Genomic DNA, 6,459 nt, shown 5'->3' with positions numbered 1-6,459 from the left:
CAAACTTTTACTCAGTTAATTACTATCCAGGATACTACGGCTCCAACATGGACAACCTCAGCTGATGCACTAAACGTTACCTTACAATGTAGTGATGATGCAGGTTTTAATGCTGCGCAAAATCAGGCACCAGTTGCTGCAGATAATTGTGAAGGAACAGTAACTTATACCAAAACAAGCGGCACATTACAAAAAGGAAGTTGCGGAAGTACCGGAACATATACTAATACATGGGTAGCAAAAGATGTTTGCAATAATTCATCAAGTACCTTTACTCAAGTAATTACAATTCAGGATAGTGCCGCACCATCATGGGTTACAGTAGCGGGTACGTTAAACGTAACTTTAGAATGTAGTGATACAGCAGGATTGGCAGCTGCACAAGGGCAGGCACCAGTTGCAAATGCAAAATGCACCATTGTTACTTATACAAAAACAAGTGGTCCGTTTATACCAACGCAAGGATGTTCTAACGCCGGTACTTACACTAATACATGGATCGCAAAAGATGATTGTGGAAATGCTACTGATATTTTCACACAGGTAATCATTATTCAAGATACTACTGCACCAACATGGACCACCGCTACTGCATCTCTTAATGTTACTTTACAATGTAGTGACCTAAGCGGTTTAGCTACTGCGCAGGCCGCATTTCCAACAGCTTCCGACTTATGTGATACAGATGTGAGCAACATCGAAAAAACAGCCGGTCAGTTTGTAGCTTCTGAAGGATGTACTAATGCGGGTACTTATACCAATACATGGATTGTAAAAGACGCTTGCGGAAATACTTCCGATATCTTTACTCAGGTAATTACTATCGAAGACACAACAGCACCAACATGGACAACAGAAATAGCTTCTTTAAATAAAACGATTCAATGTAGTGACCTAGCAGGATTAGAAGCCGCTCAAGCATTATTCCCTATAGCAACTGATTTATGTGATACAGATGTGAGCAACATCGAAAAAACAGCCGGTCAGTTTGTAGCTTCAGAAGGATGTATTAATGCGGGCACTTATACCAATACATGGATTGTAAAAGACGCTTGCGGAAATACTTCCGATATCTTTACTCAGATAATTACTATCGAAGACACAACAGCACCAACATGGAAAACAGAAATAGCTTCTTTAAATAAAACGATTCAATGTAGTGACCTAGCAGGATTAGAAGCCGCTCAAGCATTATTCCCTGCTGCAACTGATTTATGTGATACTGATGTTAGCAACATCGAAAAAACAGCCGGTCAGTTTGTAGCTTCTGAAGGATGTACTAATGCGGGCACTTATACCAATACATGGATTGTAAAAGATAATTGCGGAAATACTTCCGATATCTTTACTCAGATAATTACTATCGAAGATACAACAGCTCCAACATGGACTACTGTTGTTGGATCTCTTAATGTAACTTTAGAATGTAATGATACAACCGGATTGGTATCGGCGCAAGCCACATTCCCTATTGCAACTGATTTATGCGATGGTGATGTTGCTAATATCGAAAAAACAAGTGGTCAATTTGTCGCTTCTGAAGGATGTTCTAATGCAGGCACTTACACCAATACATGGATTGTAAAAGACGCTTGCGGAAATACTTCCGATATCTTTACTCAGGTAATTACGATCGAAGACACAACAGCTCCAACATGGACAACAGAAACAGCGTCTTTAAATATAACAATAGAATGTAGTGACACAACAGCTTTGGCATTGGCGCAAGCCTCATTCCCTGTTGCAACTGATTTATGTGATACAGATGTTAGTAATATTGAAAAAGTAAGCGGACAATTTATTGCTTCTGAAGGATGCGCCAATACTGGTACTTACACCAACACATGGACAGTAAAAGATGATTGTGGCAATATCTCGGATACCTTTACTCAGCTAATCAATATTCAGGATACTACGTCTCCAACATTTATCGGAGATCTTCCACAAAACATGACAGTTTCCTGTGATGCCGTTCCTGAAGCAGCTACATTAGAAGCTTCTGATAATTGCAATGGAAATTTACCTATTGTATATTCTGAAATCAAAAGTGATATTCAAAATGAGTGTAATACCAATTATACCTTAACCCGCAAATGGACAACAAGTGATTGTGGTGGAAATATAGTTTCTCATACACAAATTATAAAAGTAGAAGATACAACACCTCCAACCGGAACCGCTCCAATTGATGTTGCTAATTTGCAAAGTATTGCTGATATTCCAGTTGGAAGCCCAAGTGATATAATCGATGCGGCGGACAATTGCAGTCAAAATATAAACATTACAATAACTGACTCTAATAACGGAGCAAGTGGTTGTGAAGGAAATGCTTATATCCTAATCAGAACCTATACTTTAACAGATTGTGCCGGTAATAAAACAGAATTGACACAAACCTTTACTGTAGAAAACAAAGTTTCTGTATCGGGTATCGCATCACATGTAACTTGTATGGGAGAAAGCGATGGTTCAATTTTAGTAACCAACAGCACTGGATCAACAGTTGTTATTACAAATGGAAATAATGAAGTTGTTGGAAACACCAATTTACCAGCCGGAACTTATACGCTTACAGCAACATCATCTGTAAATAGTGGAAATCAAACCTGTACTGCAACAGCTACAGTAATTATAACTGAGCCTAACTATAGAATTAAAATCTCAGGACAAATAATAAATGTAGACACTAATACACCAATTGCAAATGTACCTGTAACCTTGATTCCGCAAGGAACAACCACAGGACCTATTTTATTCCGTCTAACGGGAGCAGATGGAATGTATACCTTCTCAGGCATGGCTGCAGGAAGTTATTTAGTTCAGGTACAAGATGCTAATTTAAATAGTGCTTATCAATTATACCCTGTAGATTCCAGCTTGTTCTTTACTACTCTTGAAGATTGTAAATTCCAGGTTCATAACTTTAATTATGGAAAATCAAACCTTCCTGTTTTAGGAGATTATGTTTGGTACGATACAAACGCAAATGGAATCCAGGATGAATGGTATGACGCCAACAATGATGGCAGCGTAACTCAAAACATTCCAGATAGCGAAGGCTCTATCGAGTACAGTCTATGGGAATGGATTGATTTTAATGGAGATGGAAGTTATGCAGGTCCACAAAATGTTGGTGAATTAAATGCTGGCGGATTCGGAAATGCATCAAGTGCTAATGTATTTGTTGATGGTCCAAACGGATATCATGAAGAAGTAATTATAGGAATTCAGGGATATTGGAGAGACAGACCAGAAACTGAAAATCCTTACGGACAATATACTGTTAAACTGGTTCGTGATACCAATTTAGAAACAACTGCAATTGCTTTAGGAGTTGGTGGCTTAGTAAAAGTACTACCATCATTGGCAGACAAAAAAGCACCATCAAAAACCGGTAAAACACAATTGCATACAGTTTGTACAACATCGCCTGATGCAGGATATATTGTAAATGTAACGCCTGAAGATTTAGTTCATTTAGATATTGACTTTGGTGTCAATTGCAAAGAATACAGAGATATCATTGCTAACGATGATAGCGCAGGACCATTTGCAGGTGTTAATCATACAACTCCTAATGTCCTTAATGTATTACCAAATGATACTATTGAAGGAGTTGTAGTAACTGCTTCAGATGTTATTATAACAACGGTAACTCCAAATGAGTTTTTACAATTAAATCCTGATGGTTCTGTTGATATTTTACCAAATGCTCCGGTAGGCACTTTAACAATGGTTTATCAAATTTGCGAAGCAGATCAAACTTCGAATTGCGATACTGCAACTGTTACAGTAACCATAGAAGCTCCGGTAATGACTGTCACTGCAACAGCAATTTGTGTAAACGATGTTCCATATGTAGATTATGTAGTAATACCTGGAAATTTCACTCCGGTAAATGGCGTAACAATTGCATGGGCAGACAGTAATAATAATGTTATTACCACAATGACCGATTTACCACTTAGCGGAAGAGTACTATGGCCAGGAGCTGTGGTTGATGGTGAAGGAAATGGTATTGACTGGCCAGGATGGGTATTCCAAAACAATCAATGGATCGAAGCTCCAGACGGATTTGAAACATTGCGTCCAACGGTAAATTTAACCATATCTGTAAATCCTAGTGAAACGATAACTTTAAATTATCCGCCTGCAGACCCTTATTGTATTGCACGACCAACCTTTGCAATTGTTGCAAATGATGATAGCGCAGGACCAATAAATGGAAATACAGGAGCTACAAGCGTACTAAACGTTTATCCTAATGACACCTTGAATGCAAATGTTCTTAATCCTGCTGATGTAACGCTTACAATAGTTACACCGGACCCTACAGGAGCCTTGACATTAAATCCTGATGGATCTGTTGATGTTGCTCCTAATACACCTACAGGAACATACGTATTAACATACCAAATTTGTGAAAATGCTGATTTTGGAAACTGTGATACAGCAATCGTAACTGTAACTGTTATCAACACACCGCCTGCTCCGCCTGTAGTAAATGCTCTTGCAGATACATATAGTGTTAGCTGTGAAGGTTATGGAAATGTCGGAAATGTATTGAGCAATGACACAATTGATCTTGGTCCTGCATTAATAGAATTGTTAAACTTTACTTTACTTCCTAGCACTAATGGCGATCCGGGAATTACAGTTGATGGATCAGGAAATGTAAATGTTGCAAGTACAACTCCTCCGGGAACATATAATTATGATTATCAAATATGTCTTAAAAACCATCCTGAAGTTTGTGCAACAAGAACAATTACTATAACAGTTAATCCAACGATATCAAATCTTGTAAGCGAGGCTTGTAATGAAGATTCTTCTCTTATTGATTTAATGAATTTGTTACCTGCAGAAGAACCGAGAACGGGAACATGGTCTGACATCAGTAATACCAATGCCTTAGAAGGTAGCGTATTTAACCCATTTGGACTTGCAGTAGGCAATTATAAATTTGAATACAAAATAATCGACGAGACTTGTCCAAGAACTATAGTGCTTTCAATACAAGTAAATGATGACTGTCTAGTATTGCCATGTGAAAACATATTGGTACACAATGCTTTCTCTCCTAATGGTGATGGAATAAATGACGTATTTACAATTGATGGTATTGATGAGATAACATGTTATCCTGAGAATACAGTTGAAATTTATAACCGTTGGGGAATATTAGTGTTCGAAACTTCTAATTACAACAATACAACCAACGCATTCGACGGAATTTCCAGAGGTAGAACGACTGTCAATAAATCTGATGGTCTGCCACCGGGAACATACTTTTACATTGTTAATTATAAATCTTTAGATGGAAACAATGTAATACAATCTAATAAAAAAGATGGTTATCTGTATTTGTCAAAATAAAGATTACAAATTATGCAACTCACTATAAGATACTAATTTATAGTGAGTTGCGTAAAATTAACAAACAAAATCCTTGTTTTTAAAAATACGAATGTATTGACTTTTATTTTAGAAGTCCCATTAATAAAAATCAATAGTAATAATAAAATAATAAATATCTACTATGAGAACAAAATTATTTTCCTTCGTCATAATGTTTGTAACGACTGTAGGTTTTGCACAGCAAGATTCTCAATTTACGCAATACATGTACAATACTATAAATATTAATCCTGCCTATGCAGGTTCTCGTGGAGCCTTAAGTGTTTTCGGCTTATACCGTACACAATGGGTCGGACTGGATGGAGCTCCCGAAACAAGTAGCTTTTCAGTTAACACACCAATCAACAATAGTAATATTGGAATTGGAGCTTCTCTGGTAAATGATAAAATAGGGCCAACAAATGAGAATAATATTTCTGTTGATCTTTCATATACCGTGCAGACATCTGCCAATTTCAAACTATCTTTTGGTATCAAGGGAACCGCTAATATTTTCAATTTAGATGTCAGCAAACTGAATCCGGAAGATGCTGGAGATCCACAGTTTCAGGATCTTGATAATAAATTTTCTCCAAATGTGGGAGCTGGAGTTTACTGGCATTCCGATAAGGCATATATTGGTTTCTCTGTTCCTAATTTCATTGAAACAAACAGATATGATGATAATGATGTAGCCATTTACAAAGACAAAATCAATTATTATTTGATGGCGGGTTATGTATTTGATCTCGATAAATACCAATATATAAAATTCAAACCTGCCGTTCTAACCAAAATGGTAGAAGGAGCACCACTTCAGGTAGATTTATCAGCCAATTTTATGTTCTATGACAAATTCGTAGTGGGTGTTGCTTATCGATGGAGCGCTTCATTGAGTGCTATGGTTGGATTTCAGATCACAGACGGGCTTTATTTAGGTTATGGTTATGACCGTGAAACCACAAACCTAAACAATTACAATTCAGGATCACACGAGATATTTCTTCGTTATGAATTCTTCAAAAAAAATGGTAAAATGACAACCCCTCGTTTCTTCTAAAA

Annotated in this window: 2 protein-coding genes; both read left to right on the top strand. The window is 37.1% G+C overall.

Annotated elements, in window-relative coordinates:
• Positions 1-5,376 (top strand): gliding motility-associated C-terminal domain-containing protein (locus IRZ99_RS20670; RefSeq protein ID WP_194659270.1); only part of this gene is annotated, 5,376 nt, incomplete at its 5' end.
• 163 nt (positions 5,377-5,539) lie between these two features.
• Positions 5,540-6,457 (top strand): type IX secretion system membrane protein PorP/SprF, encoded by a 918-nt coding sequence (locus IRZ99_RS20665; protein ID WP_194659269.1) that lies wholly within the window; start codon positions 5,540-5,542, stop codon positions 6,455-6,457.
• The last annotated feature ends 2 nt before the right edge of the window (positions 6,458-6,459 follow it).

Source organism: Flavobacterium sp. LC2016-12, from assembly GCF_015351595.1.
In the GTDB taxonomy this organism is placed as follows: Bacteria; Bacteroidota; Bacteroidia; order Flavobacteriales; family Flavobacteriaceae; genus Flavobacterium.
This window is presented reverse-complemented; position numbering and strand designations above follow the sequence as displayed.

What these genes read in the sequence shown, in the direction of transcription:
- IRZ99_RS20665 (WP_194659269.1), top strand. Translation starts at nt 5,540, where the DNA reads ATGAGAACAAAATTATTTTCCTTCGTCATAATGTTTGTAACGACTGTA.